The sequence below is a fragment of the Gordonia hongkongensis genome (assembly GCF_023078355.1).
Taxonomy (GTDB): Bacteria; Actinomycetota; Actinomycetes; order Mycobacteriales; family Mycobacteriaceae; genus Gordonia; species Gordonia hongkongensis.
Genome location: NZ_CP095552.1, coordinates 2,542,994 through 2,560,476 on the forward strand (window position 1 = coordinate 2,542,994; position 17,483 = coordinate 2,560,476).

General features: G+C 69.1%; 16 protein-coding genes and 1 riboswitch. Of the genes, 14 read left to right on the top strand and 2 right to left on the bottom strand.

Annotation, left to right across the window (positions count from 1 at the left end):
• The first annotated feature begins 4 nt into the window (after nucleotides 1-4).
• The 14 genes from ribD to ppc all read left to right on the top strand — a co-directional run bounded on the left by ribD (nucleotide 5) and on the right by ppc (nucleotide 15,807).
• On the top strand, nucleotides 5-1,030 hold the full coding sequence (ribD, locus tag MVF96_RS11545; protein ID WP_159370741.1) for a bifunctional diaminohydroxyphosphoribosylaminopyrimidine deaminase/5-amino-6-(5-phosphoribosylamino)uracil reductase RibD: 1,026 nt from the start codon (nucleotides 5-7) through the stop codon (nucleotides 1,028-1,030).
• Nucleotides 1,031-1,112: 82 nt separating this feature from the next.
• Nucleotides 1,113-1,269: riboswitch (FMN riboswitch) on the top strand.
• Nucleotides 1,270-1,313: 44 nt separating this feature from the next.
• Entirely contained in the window at nucleotides 1,314-1,952 is a 639-nt protein-coding gene (locus MVF96_RS11550) for a riboflavin synthase (RefSeq protein ID WP_058250564.1), read from the top strand.
• A gap of 20 nt (nucleotides 1,953-1,972) precedes the next feature.
• Entirely contained in the window at nucleotides 1,973-3,298 is a 1,326-nt protein-coding gene (locus tag MVF96_RS11555) for a bifunctional 3,4-dihydroxy-2-butanone-4-phosphate synthase/GTP cyclohydrolase II (RefSeq protein ID WP_247452017.1), read from the top strand.
• The gene (gene ribH / locus MVF96_RS11560) at nucleotides 3,295-3,807 is read left to right on the top strand and encodes a 6,7-dimethyl-8-ribityllumazine synthase (protein WP_058250361.1); all 513 of its coding nucleotides are present in this window, start codon (nucleotides 3,295-3,297) and stop codon (nucleotides 3,805-3,807) included. The genes MVF96_RS11555 and ribH overlap by 4 nt, the downstream gene beginning before the upstream one ends.
• The gene (locus MVF96_RS11565) at nucleotides 3,804-4,292 is read left to right on the top strand and encodes a PH domain-containing protein (RefSeq protein ID WP_068971584.1); all 489 of its coding nucleotides are present in this window, start codon (nucleotides 3,804-3,806) and stop codon (nucleotides 4,290-4,292) included. The genes ribH and MVF96_RS11565 overlap by 4 nt, the downstream gene beginning before the upstream one ends.
• A gap of 10 nt (nucleotides 4,293-4,302) precedes the next feature.
• Nucleotides 4,303-6,360 carry an excinuclease ABC subunit UvrC gene (gene uvrC, locus MVF96_RS11570; protein WP_065632150.1) on the top strand — a complete coding sequence of 686 codons (2,058 nt, stop codon included), beginning with the start codon at nucleotides 4,303-4,305 and terminating at the stop codon, nucleotides 6,358-6,360.
• The gene (rapZ, locus tag MVF96_RS11575) at nucleotides 6,353-7,285 is read left to right on the top strand and encodes an RNase adapter RapZ (protein WP_247452018.1); all 933 of its coding nucleotides are present in this window, start codon (nucleotides 6,353-6,355) and stop codon (nucleotides 7,283-7,285) included. Before uvrC ends, rapZ begins: the two co-directional genes overlap by 8 nt.
• Nucleotides 7,282-8,310: a gluconeogenesis factor YvcK family protein gene (locus MVF96_RS11580; protein WP_058250364.1), complete on the top strand. Its 1,029-nt coding sequence runs from the start codon at nucleotides 7,282-7,284 to the stop codon at nucleotides 8,308-8,310. The genes rapZ and MVF96_RS11580 overlap by 4 nt, the downstream gene beginning before the upstream one ends.
• 73 nt (nucleotides 8,311-8,383) lie before the next feature.
• The gene (gene whiA / locus MVF96_RS11585; RefSeq protein ID WP_174316851.1) at nucleotides 8,384-9,361 is read left to right on the top strand and encodes a DNA-binding protein WhiA; all 978 of its coding nucleotides are present in this window, start codon (nucleotides 8,384-8,386) and stop codon (nucleotides 9,359-9,361) included.
• Nucleotides 9,362-9,520: 159 nt separating this feature from the next.
• Nucleotides 9,521-10,540, top strand: coding sequence for a type I glyceraldehyde-3-phosphate dehydrogenase (gene gap / locus MVF96_RS11590; protein WP_058250365.1), 1,020 nt, complete (start codon nucleotides 9,521-9,523; stop codon nucleotides 10,538-10,540).
• Between the two features lie 33 nt (nucleotides 10,541-10,573).
• On the top strand, nucleotides 10,574-11,785 hold the full coding sequence (locus MVF96_RS11595; RefSeq protein ID WP_247452019.1) for a phosphoglycerate kinase: 1,212 nt from the start codon (nucleotides 10,574-10,576) through the stop codon (nucleotides 11,783-11,785).
• A gap of 3 nt (nucleotides 11,786-11,788) precedes the next feature.
• Entirely contained in the window at nucleotides 11,789-12,577 is a 789-nt protein-coding gene (tpiA, locus tag MVF96_RS11600; protein WP_065632152.1) for a triose-phosphate isomerase, read from the top strand.
• Nucleotides 12,578-12,683: 106 nt separating this feature from the next.
• A complete protein-coding gene (gene secG / locus MVF96_RS11605; protein ID WP_010841002.1) occupies nucleotides 12,684-12,920 on the top strand; it encodes a preprotein translocase subunit SecG in 237 nt (78 codons plus the stop codon).
• Between the two features lie 55 nt (nucleotides 12,921-12,975).
• A complete protein-coding gene (gene ppc, locus MVF96_RS11610; protein WP_247452020.1) occupies nucleotides 12,976-15,807 on the top strand; it encodes a phosphoenolpyruvate carboxylase in 2,832 nt (943 codons plus the stop codon).
• A gap of 7 nt (nucleotides 15,808-15,814) precedes the next feature.
• On the opposite strand, the gene pgl is transcribed toward ppc, so the two are convergent.
• A complete protein-coding gene (gene pgl, locus MVF96_RS11615; RefSeq protein ID WP_058250369.1) occupies nucleotides 15,815-16,552 on the bottom strand; it encodes a 6-phosphogluconolactonase in 738 nt (245 codons plus the stop codon).
• Nucleotides 16,549-17,481: a glucose-6-phosphate dehydrogenase assembly protein OpcA gene (locus MVF96_RS11620; RefSeq protein ID WP_058250370.1), complete on the bottom strand. Its 933-nt coding sequence runs from the start codon at nucleotides 17,479-17,481 to the stop codon at nucleotides 16,549-16,551. The genes pgl and MVF96_RS11620 overlap by 4 nt, the downstream gene beginning before the upstream one ends.
• Between the last annotated feature and the right edge of the window lie 2 nt (nucleotides 17,482-17,483).

A 17,483-nucleotide genomic window follows, 5' to 3' on the forward strand; every position in this document is an offset into this window, starting at 1 on the left:
CCCGATGGACATCGCCGCCGCCATGGAACGCGCCATCGGCGCGTCCCGGGAGGCGATGGGAATCAGTTCGCCCAACCCGCCCGTCGGCGCGGTCATCCTCGCGGCCGACGGCACCGTCGCCGGCGTCGGGGCGACGCAACCACCCGGCGGGCCGCACGCCGAGGTCATGGCGCTCCGAGCCGCAGGCCGGGCCGCGCGAGGCGGCACCGCGATCGTCACCCTCGAACCGTGCAACCACATCGGCCGGACCGGCCCGTGCGCCCAGGCACTCATCGAGGCCGGGATCGCCGAAGTCCAGTACGCGGTGAGTGACCCGAACCCGGTCGCCGCCGGTGGTGCCGAGACGCTGCGGGCTGCGGGGGTCCGGGTGACCGGGGGAGTCGCGGCCGGCGCTGTCGAGGACGGGCCGCTACGGCCATGGCTGACCCGCCAGCGTCTCGGTCGTCCGCACGTCACCGCCAAGATCGCGTCTGGCATTGACGGCCGGATTGCGGCGCCCGACGGCACCAGTCAGTGGATCACCGGCCCGGAGGCCCGCGAGCACGCGCACACACAGCGCGCCCGGATCGACGCCATCGTCATCGGTACCGGTACTGCGCTGGCCGACAACCCCACGCTCACCGCGCGCACCGCCGCCGGCGCACTGCACCCGCACCAGCCCGCACGCGTGGTCCTCGGTCACCGCGACATCCCGGCCGACGCCCGGCTCCGGGATCCGGCCGGCGGACCGCTGGTCCGCATCGACTCCCACGACCCCGCCGACGTCCTCGCCGCGCTGCCCGACGCGCTGTGGGTGCTGGTCGAAGGCGGGCCACACATCCTCGGCGCGTTCTTCGCGGCGGGCCTCGTCGACGAGGTGCACGCCTACGTCGCCCCGCTGGTGCTGGGTGCCGGTCGCAGTTCGGTCGAGATCCCGGGCGTGACCACCCTCGACGACGGCCAGCGGTTCAGCACGAGATCGGTGACCCGACTCGGGGAGGACGTCCTCGTCACACTGTCGCGGCCGTCGACCACCCCGCGCGACAGCTGAGCGAGACGACATGCCCGCGACGCATTTCGCTCACCGGAATCGCAATGCGACTGACATCGCCGACCGTGCTAGCGTCGATGTCACCAGTTCTCGGGGCGGGGTGGAAATCCCCACCGGCGGTGATGAGGGTGCGGTGGATCCGCATCGTCCAGCCCGCGAGCGCCTGCCACCAGGCAGGGACAGCAGATTCGGTGCGAATCCGAAGCCGACGGTCATAGTCCGGATGCGAGAGAACAGGCGACACGAGGCCGCCCTGTCTGCTCCGAGCGAGCAGGAGGAGTGCGTGTTCACCGGAATCGTGGAAGAACTCGGCGTCATCGCCGACCGCGAGGATCTCTCCGACGCCGCCCGATTCACCGTCCGCGGGCCCGTGGTCACCGCCGACGCCGGTCACGGCGACTCCATCGCCGTCAACGGCGTGTGTCTGACGGTCGTCGACCTCCGTCCCGGTGAGTTCACCGTCGACGTGATGGGCGAGACGCTGCGCCGCAGTTCGCTGTCCGACCTCGCCGCCGGAAGCACCGTCAACCTCGAACGCGCCATGCCCGCGAACGGCCGCTTCGGCGGCCACATCGTGCAGGGACACGTCGACGGCACCGGCACGATCGCCGCGGTCAACCCGTCGGAGAACTGGACGGTCGTACGGATCGCCGTGCCCGCGGCGCTCACCCGGTATCTCGTCGAGAAGGGTTCCATCACCGTGGACGGGGTGTCCCTCACCGTGTCCGCGGTCGGCGGGTCCGGCGACGACTCCTGGTTCGAGATCTCCCTGATCCCGACGACCCTCAACGAGACCAACCTCGGCGCCGCCCGACCCGGCACCGTGGTCAACCTCGAAGTCGACGTCATCGCCAAATACGTCGAGCGCCTTCACCTGGGTTCGGACACGACTGGTACTCCTGATGTAGCGGGGGCGAAATGAGCACAACGAGTGAGGTTCTGATGAGCGAGTCACCGCGCGAGGGGAACGACGCGACGGCAACCGAGGGTGGCGCCGTCGCCTTCGACACGATCGAGCGCGCCATCGCCGACATCGCCGCCGGCAAGGCGGTCGTCGTGGTCGACGACGAGGATCGTGAGAACGAGGGCGACCTGATCTTCGCGGCGGAGAAGGCGACCCCCGAACTGGTGGCGTTCATGGTGCGCTACACCTCCGGCTACCTGTGTGTCCCGCTCGACGGCGACGCCTGCGACCGGCTCGGCCTGCCGCCGATGTACTCGATGAACCAGGACAAGCACGGTACCGCCTACACCGTGACCGTCGATGCCCGGGAGGGCATCGGTACCGGTATCAGCGCCGCCGACCGCGCCACCACCATGCGTCTGCTGGCCGACCCCGACGCCGCGGCCGCCGACTTCACCCGGCCCGGCCACGTCGTGCCGCTGCGGGCCAAGGAGGGCGGCGTGCTGCGTCGTCCCGGGCACACCGAGGCCGCGGTCGACCTCGCCCGCCTGGCCGACCTCGCCCCGGCCGGCGTGATCTGCGAGATCGTCAGCCAGAAGGACGTCGGCTCGATGGCGCAGACCGACGAGCTGCGTGTGTTCGCCGACGAGCACGACCTCGCACTGATCTCGATCGCCGACCTCATCGCGTGGCGCCGCCGTCACGAGAAGCACGTGGTCCGCGTCGCCGATGCCCGGATCCCCACCCGCCACGGCGATTTCCGCGCGGTCGGCTACTCCAGCGTCTACGACGACGTCGAACACGTCGCGCTCGTCAAGGGAGACGTCACCGGCGAGGACGGCGAGGGCCACGACGTCCTGGTCCGGGTGCACTCGGAGTGCCTGACGGGCGACGTCTTCGGGTCGCTGCGCTGCGATTGCGGCCCGCAGTTGGACGCCGCGATGGAGATGGTGGCCGACGAGGGCCGCGGGATCATCCTGTACATGCGCGGGCATGAGGGTCGCGGGATCGGGCTGTTGCACAAACTGCAGGCCTACCAGCTGCAGGACGCGGGTTCCGACACCGTCGACGCCAACCTGGAACTGGGCCTGCCCGCCGATTCGCGGGACTACGGACTCGGTGCCCAGATCCTCGTCGACCTCGGCGTACGGTCGATGCGTCTGCTGACCAACAACCCCGCCAAGCGTGTGGGGCTCGACGGATACGGTCTGCACATCGTCGACCGGGTCCCGATGCCGGTGCGCGCCAACGCCGAGAATCTGCGGTACCTGCGTACCAAGCGCGACCGGATGGGCCACGATCTGATCGGGCTCGACGATCACGTCCAGCCCACCGACGGCGCGTCCGAAGGAGCACCTGCATGAGCGGCCACGGAGAGCCGACCCTCGAACTGGCCGACGCCGGCTCGCTGCGCCTGGCGATCGTCTCGTCGCAGTGGCACGAGGTCGTCTGCGGCGCGCTCCTCGACGGCGCCATCCGGGCCGCGCGGGACAACGGCGTCGTCGACCCGACCATCGTGCAGGTGGCGGGCGCCATCGAGCTGCCCGTCATCGTGCAGGCACTGGCGCGCACGCACGACGCCGTCGTGGCGCTGGGCGTCGTGATCAAGGGTGAGACACCGCATTTCGAGTATGTGTGTGACGCGGTGACCGCCGGCCTGACACGGGTGTCGCTCGACGAGTCGACCCCGGTCGGCAACGGAGTCCTGACCGTGCTCACCGAGGACCAGGCGATCGCACGGGCCGGACTCCCGGGCTCGACGGAGGACAAGGGCGCACAGGCGACGGTCGCCGCGCTGGCGTCGGCGCTGACCCTGCGCGCGCTCGCGCGTGGCGAAACCCTCCCGGTGGCGGTCGGAGGAGCATCGGCGTGAGTCCCGCGGACACCCCGCCGACCGACTCCGCCGGCTGGGACCTGGTCTACCGGCCCCGCAACCTACCGCGGTGGGCCATCGCCGCCGCGGTCGTGGTGATGGCCATCCACATCACGTTCGGTCTACTGCTCACGATCGACGACGTCGGAGTCCGCAATCTCGGCGGTTCCGACCAGATCGCGATCATCCTCATCGGCGTGCTCATCTCGGCAGCCATCCTGCTGTTCACCCGCCCGCGACTGCGCGTCGGAGCCGCCGGCGTCGAGGTGCGCAACCTGGTGTCGGCGCGGCTCTTCGAATGGGACCGTGTTCTCGGTCTCACCTACCCGGAGCAGGGTTTCGGGGCGTGGCTGCTCTTCCCGGCCGACGAACACATCACTGTCCTGGCGGTTCAGGCCGGTGACGGTCAGCGCGCCATCGACGCGATGGGTCGATTCCGCGAGCTCGAGGAGCGCTACCGCGGGACTGTCCGGCCCGGACACTAGCCTGGAACACGTGGCCGACCCGACTACCTACCGACCCGCCCCGGGGTCCATCCCGACCGATCCCGGGGTGTACAAGTTCCGCGACGAGCATCGTCGTGTCATCTACGTGGGCAAGGCCAAGAACCTCCGGTCGAGGCTGACGTCGTACTTCGCCGACATCGCCTCGCTGCACCCCCGCACCCGTCAGATGGTGACGACGGCCGCGTCCGTCGAGTGGACGGTGGTCGGCACCGAGGTCGAGGCGCTGCAGCTCGAATACAACTGGATCAAGGAATTCGACCCGCGCTTCAACGTCCGCTACCGCGACGACAAGAGCTACCCGATGCTCGCGGTCACCCTGAACGAGGAGTACCCGCGCCTGTTCGTGTACCGGGGTCCGCGGCGGCGCGGCGTGCGCTACTTCGGTCCGTACGCGCATGCGTGGGCGATCCGCGAGACGGTCGACCTGCTGACCCGGGTCTTCCCGGCCCGGACCTGCTCGGCCGGTGTGTTCAAACGGCATCGGCAGATCGACCGCCCGTGTCTGCTCGGCTACATCGACAAGTGCTCCGCCCCCTGCGTCGGGCGGGTGGATGCCGAGGAACACCGGGAGATCGTCGAGGACTTCTGCGATTTCCTCGCGGGCCGCACCGACCTGATGATCCGCAAGATGGAACGGGACATGAACGTCGCGGCCGAGGAGCTCGACTTCGAGCGTGCCGCGCGGTTGCGTGACGACATCGGTGCGATGCGACGCGCCATGGAGAAGCAGGCGGTCGTGCTCGGCGACGGCACCACCGCCGACGTGATCGCGCTCGCCGGCGATCAGCTCGAGGTGTCGGTCCAGGTGTTCCACGTCCGCGACGGACGGGTGCGCGGCCAGCGCGGATGGGTGGTCGAGCGCAGCGACAACGGCACCGACGGCGATGTGGTGGGGGAGTTCATCACCCAGTTCTACGGCGCCCAGGTCGATTTCGACGCCACCGTCGACGTCGGGACCGATCGGGCACACGGGGAGTCGATACCTCGTGAGGTGCTGGTGCCGGAGTTGCCGTCCGACGCCGAGGAGCTCGAGGAGTGGCTGTCCGGTCTCCGCGGCAGCCGGGTGCGGTTACGGGTGCCCCAGCGCGGCGACAAGAAGGCGCTGTTCGAGACCGTCGCCCGCAACGCCGGCGAAGCCCTTGCGCAGCACAAACTCCGACGCGCGGGCGATCTCACGACCCGATCGGCGGCGCTCACCGAACTGCAGGAGTCGCTACTGCTCGATCAGGCGCCGCTGCGCATCGAGTGCGTCGACATCTCGCACGTGCAGGGCACCGATGTGGTCGCCTCCCTCGTGGTCTTCGAAGACGGTCTGCCGCGTAAGTCCGACTATCGGCACTACTCGATCCGGCACGCCGCCGGCGAGGGCCGATCCGACGACGTCGCGTCCATCGCCGAGGTCACTCGACGCCGGTTCCTGCGCCACCGCACCGACCGCGATGCGCCGCCACCGGTGTCCGGCGAGATCAGCGCGGCGGCCGACACCACGGCGCAACCGCGGAAGTTCGCCTACCCGCCGAACCTCTTCGTCGTCGACGGCGGTGCGCCCCAGGTGCACGCCGCCGCGGCGGTCCTCGACGAACTCGGCATCACCGACGTCTCGGTGATCGGGCTCGCCAAACGCCTCGAGGAGGTGTGGGTGCCCGGCGACGACGACCCGATGATCCTGCCGCGCAACAGCCAGGCACTGTTCCTGCTGCAACGGGTGCGCGACGAGGCCCATCGGTTCGCCATCACGTTCCACCGCAGCAAGCGCAGCAAGCGCATGACCGAGTCGGTGCTCGACGGGGTCCCCGGCCTCGGCCGAACCCGCCGCACCGCGCTGGTGACCCACTTCGGTTCGGTTGCGCGCCTGCGCGAGGCATCGTTGGATGAGATATCCCAGGTGCCCGGGATCGGCCTCACCACGGCGCGTGCGGTCCAGACCGCGCTCTCCGGCGAGGTGGCGGCGCCCGACCAGACCCCGAACCCGGCCCCGATCCCGGAGCGGGCCGAGAAGGAGATGACGGTGGCGACCGGTGACGCGGGACGAGGTGCCGATGAGTGACCACACCGAAGTGCAGAGCGCGGCGATCGCCGAGGCGAACGACACCGACTTCACCGTCCTGTTCGTGACGGGGATGTCCGGCGCGGGACGCTCCACCGCGGCGAACGTGCTCGAGGACGACGGCTGGTACGTCGCCGACAACGTGCCTCCCTCGCTGATCTCGACGATGGTCGGGATGGTCCGCGAAGACGATCCGGCGATCACCCGGCTCGCCATGGTCTTGCGCGCGTCCGACGCCAACCTGGCCCATCAGCTCGAACAGCTGCGGGACCGTCTCGAAGAGTCCGGGATCCGGACCCGGCTCCTCTACCTCGACGCCAGCGACCAGGTGCTGGTTCGCCGTTTCGAGCAGGTTCGTCGCCGACATCCGTTGCAGGGCCAGGAAACCCTCGTCGAGGGGATCGCCCGCGAACGGGCGATCCTCGCCCCGATCAAGAACGTGGCCGATCTGGTGGTGGAGACGTCGGCGCTGACCGCGGCCAAACTGCGCGCGATCGTCGAGGGCGTCGCGCCGGGCGACACCGAACCGCGGCTGTCGATCGCGGTGCAGTCGTTCGGCTTCAAGTACGGTCTGCCCATCGATTCCGATCTCGTCGCCGACGTCCGCTTCCTGCCCAATCCGCACTGGATCGACGAACTGCGCGATCACAACGGCCGGGAGGCGCCGGTCCGCGACTATGTCCTCGGCCAGCCGGACGCCGACGGATTCCTCGACCTCTACACCGGCCTGGTCTCGATCGTCGGCCGCGGTTACCTGCGGGAAGGCAAGCGCTACATGACCATCAGCGTCGGCTGCACCGGCGGCAAGCACCGCAGTGTCGCCATCGCCGAGGAACTGTCGGCTCGGTTGCGCCGCGCCGTCGACGACGCCGGCCACGCGTCCTATGACGTCCGGGTCATGCATCGTGATCTGGGGCGCGAATGAGTTCCCGGGAGCCCCGGATCGTCGCGCTCGGCGGCGGTCACGGCCTGTACGCGACGCTGACCGCGATGCGCTATCTGAGCGCCGACATCACCGCGGTGGTCACCGTCGCCGACGACGGGGGGTCGTCGGGACGGTTGCGCGCCGAACTCGGACTCATTCCACCCGGTGACCTGCGAATGGCGCTCGCCGCCTTGATGAGTACGCCCGACGGCTTGCCGGACGCACAGGCCGCCGACGGCCCGGCGGCCCGCCGCCGGCACGAACTGTGGGCTGAGGTGCTCCAGCACCGCTTCGGCGGCCGTGGGGCGCTCGCCGGGCATCCGATCGGCAATCTGCTCCTCGCCGGACTCACCGAGGTGCTCGGCGACACCGTGGGGGCCCTCGCCGAGTTGCGGGAGATCTTCGGCATCACGGGGCACGTGCTGCCGATGTCGACCGTGCCCCTCGACATCGAGGCCGACGTCTCGGGACTCGAGGCCGATCCACGCATCAGTCGCGAGATCCGGGGACAGGTCGCGGTGGCCACCACTCCCGGCAAGGTGCGCCGCGTCCGGCTGTTGCCCGGCGACCCGCCGGCCTGCGAATCGGCGCTGACCGCAATAGAATCGGCCGACCTGCTGATGCTGGGGCCGGGTTCCTGGTTCTCGAGCGTGATCCCGCACGTGCTCGTGCCCGAACAGTTGAAGGCCTTGCAGCGCAGCAGCGCTCGCAAGGTGCTCGTGGTCAATCTGGCCCCCGAGCCGGGGGAGACCCCGGGGTTCTCGGTCGAGCGTCACCTCCATGTGCTGCACGCCCATGCGAACACCTTCCGCGTCGACCACGTCCTCGTGGACGCGTCGTCGGTGCCCGCGGGACGGGAGCGCGATCACCTCGTGCGTGCGGCCGGATTGTTCGGCGCGGAGCTGAATGTCGGAGACGTCGCGGTGCCGGGCCGGCAGGTCCATGACCCGGCGAAAGTCGCCGCCGTGGTGAACGAACTGTGCGAAGGTGAACTGACCCGTTACTCTGACCGAGCGGACGCCTGATTCGGGCGATGTCTCCGCGATTTTCACTCGAGGGACGTGTGGTCTGTTGACAGGAGGACAGGTACCGGTGGCGATGACGGCGGCGGTGAAGGACGAACTCAGTCGCCTGTCGGTGACTCAGGTGAGTTGCCGGAGAGCCGAGGTGTCCGCGCTGCTGCGTTTCGCCGGCGGTCTGCACATCGTCGCGGGTCGCGTGGTGGTCGAGGCCGAGGTGGACATGGGCAACGTGGCGCGCCGGTTGCGCCGCGAGATCCACGACCTCTACGGCTACGCCTCGGACGTCCACGTCCTGCGCGGTGGCGGGCTGCGGAAGTCGGCGCGCTACATCGTGCGGATCACCAAGGACGGCGAGGGCCTGGCACGACAGACCGGGCTGCTCGACCTGCGCGGCCGCCCGGTGCGCGGCCTGCCCGCCCAGGTCGTCGGCGGTAGTGTCGCCGACGCCGAGGCCGCCTGGCGCGGAGCATTTCTCGCGCACGGCTCGCTCACCGAGCCGGGCCGGTCGTCGGCCCTGGAGGTCAGCTGTCCCGGGCCGGAGGCGGCGCTCGCCCTCGTCGGCGCGGCCCGACGCCTCGGTGTCACGGCCAAGGCCCGCGAGGTCCGCGGGGCCGACCGCGTTGTCATCCGCGACGGCGAGGCCATCGGGGCGTTGCTGACCCGGATGGGGGCCCACGACACGAGGCTTGTGTGGGAGGAACGACGGATGCGGCGTGAGGTGCGCGCCACCGCCAACCGCCTGGCCAACTTCGACGACGCCAATCTGCGTCGATCGGCGCGTGCGGCGGTCGCCGCCGCGGCCCGCGTGGAACGCGCGCTGGACATCCTCGGCGACGAGGTGCCCGACCATCTGATCGCGGCCGGACAGCTCCGGATCACCCACCGGCAGGCGTCGCTGGAGGAGCTCGGTCAGCTCGCCGACCCGCCGATGACCAAGGACGCCGTCGCCGGGCGTATCCGCCGCCTGCTGTCGATGGCCGACAAGAAGGCCCGCCAGGACGGCATCCCCGACACCGAATCCGCGGTGACCTCCGAGCTGCTCGACGAGGCCTGACACGGACCTGCGGTGTGCCGAGCAGAGGGTCGCCTACTAGGCTGGTGGCGACGTGGGCGGAGGCGTGACCACTCAGGTGTGCTTCGCTGACCGCTCACGCGCGGCCAGACCGGGCTTGACCACCAGGCCCGACCATGAATACCGCTAAGGAGCACAACTGTGACTGTTCGGGTAGGCGTCAACGGATTCGGCCGGATCGGCCGCAACTTCTTCCGTGCCGTCGAAGCGCAAAAAGCTTTGGGCACCACCGACATCGAGATCGTCGCGGTCAACGACCTGACCGACAACGCGACCCTCGCGCACCTGCTGAAGTTCGACTCCATCCTCGGTCGCCTGTCCGACGACGTCACCCTCGAGGGCGACGACACCATCGTCGTCGGTGAGCAGAAGATCAAGGCCCTCGAGGTCAAGGAAGGTCCGGCCGCCATCCCGTGGGGCGACCTGGGCGTCGACGTGGTCGTCGAGTCGACCGGCATCTTCACCGCCCGCGCCAAGGCTCAGGGACACCTCGATGCCGGCGCAAAGAAGGTCATCATCTCCGCCCCCGCCTCGGACGAGGACATCACCATCGTGATGGGCGTCAACGACGACAAGTACGACGGCAGCCAGAACATCATCTCGAACGCCTCGTGCACCACCAACTGCCTCGGCCCGCTGGCCAAGGTCCTCAACGACGAGTTCGGCATCGTCAAGGGCCTCATGACCACGATCCACGCCTACACCCAGGACCAGAACCTGCAGGACGGCCCGCACAAGGACCTGCGTCGCGCCCGCGCCGCCGCCATCAACATCGTGCCGACCTCGACCGGTGCCGCCAAGGCCATCGGCCTGGTGCTCCCGGAGCTGAAGGGCAAGCTCGACGGCTACGCGCTGCGTGTCCCGATCCCCACCGGTTCGGTCACCGACCTCACCGCCCAGCTGTCGAAGACCGCCACCGCCGAGCAGATCAACGCCGCGCTCAAGGCCGCTGCCGACGGTCCGCTCAAGGGCATCCTGAAGTACTACGACGCACCGATCGTCTCGTCCGACATCGTCACCGACCCGCACAGCTCGCTGTTCGACGCCGGCCTGACCAAGGTGATCGACGACCAGGCCAAGGTCGTGTCCTGGTACGACAACGAGTGGGGCTACTCCAACCGCCTCGTCGACCTCATCGGTCTCGTCGGCAAGTCGCTCTGACCCACCCCCAACGACCTTAGGAGTCAACGCCTCATGGGTGTTCCCACTCTGAAAGACCTTCTGGACGAAGGTGTTTCGGGCAGGGGTGTGCTGGTCCGGTCGGATTTCAACGTCCCGCTCGACGGGTCGACGATCACCGATCCGGGTCGCATCCTCGCGTCCCTGCCGACGCTCAACGCGCTCATCGACGCCGGTGCCAAGGTGATCATCACCGCGCACCTGGGTCGTCCGAAGGGCGAGCCGGATCCGAAGTTCTCGCTGGCACCGGTGGCCGCCCGCCTCGGTGAGGAACTCGGCCGCAACGTGCAGCTCGCCGGTGACGTTGTCGGCACCGACGCGCTGGCCCGCGCGGAAGGACTCACCGACGGCGACGTCCTGCTGCTGGAGAACATCCGCTTCGATCCGCGGGAGACCGCCAAGGACGACGCCGAGCGCGAGGCGCTCGCCAAGGCGCTGGTCGAGCTCGTCGGCGACGACGGCGCGTTCGTCTCCGACGGCTTCGGAGTGGTGCATCGCAAGCAGGCCTCGGTCTACGACGTCGCCAAGCTGCTCCCGCACTACGCGGGCGAGCTGGTGGCGGCCGAGGTCGACGTGCTGTCCAAGCTCACCGAAGAGGTGACGCGTCCCTACGCGGTCGTCCTCGGCGGGTCGAAGGTCTCGGACAAGCTCGGCGTCATCGAGGCGTTGGCACCCAAGGTCGACACGCTGGTCATCGGCGGCGGTATGGCGTTCACCTTCCTTGCCGCACAAGGGCATTCGGTGGGCTCCTCGCTGCTGCAGGAAGATCAGATCGACGTCTGCAAGAGCCTGCTGGAGCGGTTCGGCGACGTGATCCACCTGCCCGTCGACGTCGTGGTGGCCGACAAGTTCGCCGCGGACGCCGAGTCGGACACGGTGGCGTCCGACGCCATTCCCGACGGCTGGATGGGGCTCGACATCGGACCGGAGTCGGTGAAGCGATTCGCCGCGGTCCTCTCGGGTGCCAAGACCATCTTCTGGAACGGTCCGTCGGGCGTGTTCGAGTTCGAGAAGTTCTCGGCGGGCACCCGCGGTGTCGCCGAGGTCATCGCGGGCGCGACCGGCAACGGCGCGTTCACCGTGGTCGGCGGCGGCGACTCGGCGGCCGCGGTCCGCACTCTGGGTCTGCCCGACTCCGATTTCTCGCACATCTCCACCGGAGGTGGCGCATCGCTGGAGTACCTCGAGGGCAAGGAACTCCCCGGACTGAAGGTTCTGGAGAGCTGATCCATGGCAACTCGTAAACCGCTCATCGCGGGCAACTGGAAGATGAATCTGAACCACCTCGAGGCCATCGCGCTGGTTCAGAAGATCGCCTTCGCCCTCCCGGCGAAGTACTTCGACAAGGTCGATGTGACGGTCATCCCGCCGTTCACCGACATCCGCAGCGTGCAGACGGTCGTCGACGGCGACAAGCTCCTGCTCACCTACGGTGCGCAAGACCTGTCGGCGCACGACTCGGGCGCCTACACCGGCGAGATCAGCGGTGCGTTCCTCGCGAAGCTCGGCTGCACCTTCGTGGTGGTCGGGCACTCCGAGCGGCGCACCCTGCACAACGAGACCGATGAGGTCGTGCTGGCCAAGACCAAGGCCGCGCTCAAGCACGAACTCACCCCGATCGTGTGCATCGGTGAGGGGCTCGACGTCCGCGAGGCCGGCGACCACGTGGCCTACAACGTGGCGCAGCTCAAGGGATCGCTCGCCGGTCTGTCCGCGGCCGAGATCGCTCAGACCGTCATCGCGTACGAGCCGGTCTGGGCGATCGGCACCGGCCGGGTGGCGAGTGCGGACGACGCCCAGGAGGTGTGCAAGGCGATCCGTGAGGCGCTGGTCGAGATCGCCGACGCCGAGACCGCGGCATCGGTGCGGATCCTCTACGGCGGATCGGTCAACGCCAAGAACGTCGGCGACATCGTCGGACGTCCCGACGTCGACGGCGCCCTGGTCGGCGGCGCATCGCTGAAGTCCGACGAGTTCGCGACGCTGTCGGCGATCGCCGCGGGTGGCCCCTTGCCCTGACGGGTCGCACCCACGCGTACACTGTGGCAGGTTGGCCTCTTTTCGGGGGTTGACCTGCCACAGCTGTATGTAGGGGCTTTACGGAAGGGCGTTGCGACTCGTGACTGTGCAAGGTGCACTCGACATCGGATTGATCGTGACCAGCGTGTTGCTGATCGTGCTCATCCTGCTGCACCGCGGCAAGGGTGGCGGTCTGTCGTCGCTGTTCGGCGGCGGTGTCCAGTCCAGCCTCTCGGGCTCGAGCGTCGTCGAACGCAACCTGGACCGGTTGACGATCTTCGTCGGGCTCATCTGGGTGATCTTCATCGTCGGCGTGGGCGTCGACATCAAACTGTCCGGCTAGCCACCGTACGCGCCTCGGGATGCCGCGCCCGTGAGTTGCCGGGATACTTGACGGCATGAGTGAAACCGTCCCCGCGCGGGGAGTCCCGGACTGGCGCCCATCGATCTCCATCGTCGACCACATCGTCGTCGACGACGAGGGCCGAGCACTCACCGAACCCCTACGGGAGGACATCCGCCTTCTCGGCGGGATCCTGGGTGACGTCGTCCGCGAGCACTCCGGCAGCGACGTCTTCGATCTCGTCGAAGCCGCCCGCGTGGCCGCATTCCGGGTGCGCCGCAACGAGATCGACCGCACCGAACTCGCCGACATGTTCGTCGATCTGGACATCTCCACCGCGGTCCCGGTCATCCGCGCGTTCAGCCACTTCGCCCTGCTGGCGAACCTGGCCGAGGACATCCACCGTGAGCGGCGCCGCGCCATCCACGTCCGGGCCGGAGACCCGCCCCAGGACAGCAGCCTCGCCGCCACCTACCGCAAGCTCGCCGAGGCGGGACTCGGCGACGACGAGGTCGGCCGGGCGCTGGCCGATGCCGCCGTGGTGCCGGTCATCACCGCTCACCCCACCGAGACCCGCCGACGCACCGTCTTCGAGGCCCAGAACCGCATCACCGAGCTGATGCGGTTCCGCGGCCGGACCGAACTGATGCCGGACGAGGACGCGGCGGTCACCGAGTCGATCCGGCGGCAGATCCTGACGCTCTGGCAGACCGCCCTCATCCGGCTCGAACGTCTCACCATCCAGGACGAGATCCGTTCCGGGCTCCGCTATTACGACGCCTCGTTCTTCGAGGTCGTGCCCGCCATCAACACCGCGGTACGCACCGCGCTGCGCTCGACGTACCCCGACGCCGGACTCGCCGACGAACCGATGATCCGGATGGGGTCGTGGATCGGCGGCGACCGCGACGGCAATCCGTTCGTGAACTCCGAGGTGGTGACCCTGGCCACCACGCTCGCCGCGCAGACCGCCGTCGGACACCACCTGGCCGAACTCGAGAGTCTCGCACAGGAACTCAGCATGTCGGCCCGGCTCATCGACGCCAGCGACACCCTGTTCGACCTCGCCGGGGCCGACGCCGACGACCCGGGGGCCGACGAACCCTTCCGGCTCGCCCTGCGCTCCATCCGGTCCCGTCTGGTGGCGACCGCCCGGGAGATGTTCGACGACGACTTCCTCACCTCGAGCGACCTCTTCCTCATCGACGGGAAACAGCCGTACGGCGACGCCGCCGAACTCCTCGCCGACCTCGATGTGATCGACGGCGCGCTGCGCGCGAACAACGACGACACGATCGCCGACGACCGGTTGCTCGCTCTGCGAGAAGCCGTGCGCACCTTCGGGTTCCACCTGTCCGGACTGGACATGCGGCAGAACTCCGACATGCACGAGGAAGTGGTCGCCGAGCTGCTCGCGTGGGCGGGTGTGCATCCGGACTATGCGTCGCTCGACGAGTCCGAGCGCGTCGAGATCCTCTCCGCGGAACTGCGTGCGCGCCGACCGCTGACCAGTCCCGACGCCGAGCTGAGCGAGCTGGCCACCAAGGAACTCGGAATCGTCCGGGCCGCCGCCAGGGCGGTCGCGACCTTCGGCCCCGCGGCCGTGCCCAACTACGTGATCAGCATGTGCACCTCGGTCAGTGACATGCTCGAGGCGCTGATCCTGCTCAAGGAGGCAGGCCTCTACGATCCGAATGACGGAACGCCACGCTGTACGGTCCGCGTGGTTCCGCTGTTCGAGACGATCGAGGATCTCCAGCAGGGCGCAGCGACCCTCCTCGCCGTTCTCGACGTCCCGTTCTATCGGGCGATGGTCGAGTCCCAGAACGGGATTCAGGAGATCATGCTCGGCTACTCGGACTCGAACAAGGACGGCGGCTACATGGCCGCGAACTGGGCGCTCTACCGCGCCGAGCTCGATCTGGTCGACGTGGCGTCGCGGTCGGGCATCAGGTTGCGTCTGTTCCATGGGCGCGGCGGGACCGTCGGGCGCGGCGGTGGTCCCAGTTACGACGCCATCCTGGCCCAGCCGCCCGGCGCGGTTCAGGGCTCGCTGCGCATCACCGAGCAGGGCGAGATCATCGCCGCGAAGTACGCCGAACCGGTCACGGCGCGGCGCAACCTGGAGACGCTGCTCGCCGCGACCATCGAGTCCTCGCTCCTGGACACCGAAGGCCTCGGCGACGAATCCGATTCGGCCTACGAAATCATGGACGACATCGCGGCGAAGGCGCGAGCCGCGTACAGCCGGCTGGTCCACGAGACCCCGGGATTCGTCGAGTACTTCACCACCTCGACGCCCCTGTCGGAGATCGGTGCCCTCAACATCGGCAGCCGGCCGGCGTCGCGCAAGCAGACCGAGAAGATCTCCGATCTGCGGGCGATCCCGTGGGTGCTCTCGTGGACGCAGTCGCGCGTGATGCTGCCCGGCTGGTACGGCACGGGCTCGGCGTTCGAGGAATGGGTCGGGGACGATCCGGAGCGGTTGGAGACGTTGCGGCGGTACTACGCCAAGTGGCCGTTCTTCCGCACCGTGATGTCGAACATGGCTCAGGTACTGGCGAAGTCGGACATGGGCCTGGCCCACCGGTACGCACAGCTGGTGCCCGACGAGGAGCTGCGCGAGCGGGTGTTCGGCATGATCGTCGACGAACACGAGCGGACGATCGCGATGTGCGCGAAGATCACCGGCACCGACGACCTTCTCCACGACAACGCCGCGCTGAAGCGGTCGGTCTACAACCGCTTCCCGTATCTCGAGCCGCTCAACCTGCTGCAGGTCGAGCTGCTGCGGCGCTTCCGCGCGGGGGAGGACACCCCGATCGTGCGGCGCGGGATCCAGCTCACCATGAACGGCCTCGCCACCGCGCTGCGGAACTCGGGCTAGCGGACGGTCACCGGATGTCGGCGGCGGCCGCGTCGTCGAGGAACCAGATGGTTTCCTCGGTGCCGCGCGCCCCGGCAGCGGGCCAGTCGGCCGGGTCCGCGCCACCGTGTGCGGCACCGACCGCCTCGGCCTTGTCGGCGCCGGCGACCAGGAACCACACCTGCCGGGAACGGTTGACGACGGGCAGGGTCAGGGTGATCCGGCGCGGCGGCGGCTTCGGCGAATCCTCGACGGCGACCACCGACTTCGTGGTCTCCGCGGTGGCCGCAGTGTGCGGGAACAACGAGTTGATGTGTCCCTCACCGCCCATGCCGAGCAGATGGAGATCGAACTCCGGCGCCACGCCGTCGCTCGACCGGCCGGCGAGAATGGCGGCGTAATCCGCGGCGGCGGCCTCGATGTCGTCGCCGAGCGGTCCGTCCGACGGCGCCATCGGGAACACCCGCGACGGGTCGACGGGCACGGTGTCGAGCAGCGCCTCGCGCGCCTGACCCGAATTGCGTTCCGGATCGTCGGCGGGGACGAAACGGTCGTCGCCCCAGTAGATGTCGACCTTGGACCAGTCGATGGTGCCGCTGTCGGCGGCGAGCGCCGACAGGAGGCCGATCCCGTTGCTGCCGCCGGTCAGCACCACACTCGCGACGCCGCGTTCGGCTTGGGCCCGGGTCACGAGGTCCACGAACCGGGTCGCGGCGGTCTCGACGAGTTCCTGCTTGGAGTCGAAGACGAGGGTCTCGGTGGTCATCGGGCGGCAACTCCTTCGGTGTCATCTGTGAACTCGACCTCGGGCACACCCTTGAGTGCTTCGATGTACACCTCGTCGGTGTCGAGTCGTCGTAGCTCCTCCGCGATACACGCGGGAAGTTCACGCCGGCCCATGGCGACGCGTCCATCGGGTTTGCCGGGCATCGTCAGCACGGCGTTGTTCTCCTCGTCGACGGCGAGGATGGTCGGACCCTCGTCGCGGTGGAGTCGGATCTCGAAACTGCCGCGGCGGCGTCGCGTCGGGACGTTCAGGGTGGACCGCAGCCAGCCGGCGATCAGGTCCACCGAGGGCGAGTTCTGGGACCCGGTGACCACGACCTCGGTGATCGGGGTGTGCGGCGGTCGGTCGACCGCGGACGCGAGGATCGCGCGCCAGTGGGTGATGTGGGTCCAGGCGAGGTCGGTGTCGCCGGGGGAGTAGGTCTCGAGGCGCTGCGCCAGCACCGCGAGCGAGTCGCCCGCCTTGCTCGCGTCGACGATGCGCCGGTGCCCGAGTTTGCCGAGCGGATCGTCGGCGGGGCGTCGTGGACCCTTGCCCGGCCACCACGTGACGACCGGGGTGTCGGGGAGGAGGAAGGGGGTCACCACGCTGTCCGGATGGTCGGCGAGTTCGCCCTGCAGCGACAGCACGACCACCTCGGAGGCGCCGGCATCGCCGCCCACGCGGATCTGCGCATCGAGCCGTGAGTCGCCTTCGCGCACACCGCGATACACGACGATGACGCGGCTCGGGTGCTCGCGGCTCGCGCCGACCGCCGCCTCGATGGCCCCTTCCATCGGCTCACCCAGTTCGACGCACACGACCAGGGTGAGTACGCGACCCAGACTCAGCGCGCCGCCCGCGGCGCGCACCTCGATGATCTTCTTGGCGACCTTTCCGGTCGACGTGTCGGGCAGTTCGACGATCATCG